General features: G+C 40.7%; 1 protein-coding gene. It reads right to left on the bottom strand.

The genetic code is table 11. The features are described 5' to 3' along the window. Window positions 1-2,099, bottom strand: a 2,099-nt coding sequence (locus tag WB217_RS05630; protein WP_423991459.1) for an FUSC family protein, incomplete at its 3' end; no start/stop codon positions are given. Window positions 2,100-2,224 lie beyond the last annotated feature (125 nt).

Genomic DNA, 2,224 nt, shown 5'->3' on the forward strand with positions numbered 1-2,224 from the left:
CCTTTAAGAAGTGAAATGATTAACTCAATATTAAGCTCCAATTTTTCTTCGACTTGCTTAAAACTGTCTACCAATTCTTCAGGGTAGTTAAATCCCTTTCGATAGGACGACGCGACTAAATGTTTAGCATAATAGTTGATCGCCGACATAACCGTAATCCACCTGGTTATAGTAGTATCACTAGGGGACCCAGGACGGTGCAAAAGCGTTTCCGCCTCATCTAAAATGGTTTTAAGCTTTTTGTCCAAGTTGATCCCGCTCTCGGAGAGCTTCTTTACGTTCACTTCTTCTCTAAAACTTCTTACATATTCTGTTACATAGAGTTTTAAGTCCTCTAAATAATCATTTACAGTTTCTGATACCTTTGTCTTTGTTTTTTTCGGAAAAATAACCATCGATACACCAAACGCAATAGCAGCACCTGCAATTGTGTCAAGTACACGAGCACTCATCAGTGTGAAGGTGATTCCTCCTAGCAAAAGGTCGTACATAAAGGCAATCAGCATCGTTATGAACAGGCTCATCAAAGTGTAGGATGTTTCAATAAAATAAAATGCGAAGAATACTACTACAAAAATCATGATGACTTCGAGTTCAGATTGACCAGAAAGAATTTTTGCGATGACAAACCCAATCACTGCTCCAGCTACGGTTCCAATAGACCTTCTTACTCCCTTTGTGTAAGTGCGTCCAATCGATTCTGTACCAAGCAGGACAATATACGCTGTCAGCAAGACCCAGTATGGCTGCGCGGGGGAAATGATTTGGCCGACAATAATCGATAATACACCTGCAATCAACGCCTGGTAGGCTTTTTTTGTTGAAGGTTTAAGCCCTTGATCTGTTTTATCATCATCGTTTTCTTCTACATCTTTTTCAGCCTCATGACCCGTTTCCTCATCAACCTTCCCAGAAACATGATCAGCCAGCTTACTCGATAGGTCATCAGCTTCTACAGAATCATGATCTATGCACGTATCAGATTTCTTGTTATCAGTCACAAGGTCCTTTTTGCCATGAAGCGATTGCTGAATTGTCATTGCCCCTTCAATCACATAGTTGGCTATCGATTCAATCCGGCGAATTAAAAATAGCCATCCCTCCGGCTTCTCTTCGCGATCAAACAGTTCGATGATTAAAAGTCTGAGTGCCTGTACAGCCAGTTCCGCATCTTGCAAATTCTGATTTTGATAATGATTTGCCAGCACCTCGGCATCACGGAGAGCCTCCATCACCCAAACGAGCAATCGTCTTAATTCGTCAATTTCAAGTGCTTCAGCATTTTTCAATCTTTGAATCGAATCAGCCAAAGTTTCAATCAGCATGCCAGTGTCAAATACATATAGGCGCAGCTCTGCAGGTTTCAAGCCGGGCCAGAGCTCCTCGACATCCTCATCTTTTATATAACCAGAAACGATGATCGCGTACTCCCTCAACTTAAGGACATGCTTTCTGAGGTTCTCCCTCTCTTTATCGCTCAAGCCATTTTCCTGTAGACCTTTTATTAAAAGGTTAAAGGTCAGATTACTTTGGATATGAAAGGAATGAATGCTTCTTTTTAAATTTTTTGCCGTAGCTTGAAAAACAAGAAAATTGATCAAAAAGGCATAAACAACACCTATCCAAATCCCCATGAAAAACCAGGGCAGCTGATCGGCTGTTAATTTCAAAACGGATGAAAAATAGACCGTTATAAAGCCAATCAGGAAAAGTGAGAAATAGCGGACCCCGAATCGGGTCAGATAAAAGCTGCCAAATATAGTGAGGACCAGCAAAACATCTATGTAAAATGAGTTCCCCGCAAATACAGAGCCCAACGTAATACCGATCATGGCAGAAATTCCGAGGAGTAATGTGGTTACCTTCTTCTTATTCAATGTATCGTCCATAACAACCATGATGCCCAACATTCCGACTACACCTGAGACAATTGCCGGAGTGAACAGTGCAAGCCCAGCTGTTCGTAAAATAAATAGGGTTGTAAATACGGAAGCAATTAGACTAATCGTTGCTCTGCCAGCTTTATGCAAACGAATCTTTCCTGGGTCAGAAGCTAAAATTCTCCCTAGCCAGTGGTGTTTTCTATGTAAGTCCTTCATTCTGTCACCACTCGTTTCTAATGAACTAGTTTTTCATTCTAACATTCATCTATTTACAATTCCAAACTTAAGGTAAGCACACTTTTATTTTTACCCAGAAATGCAGTATGTGAAAAGTGTATCCT

It is taken from the genome of Mesobacillus sp., assembly GCF_049588175.1.
In the GTDB taxonomy this organism is placed as follows: Bacteria; Bacillota; Bacilli; order Bacillales; family Cytobacillaceae; genus Mesobacillus.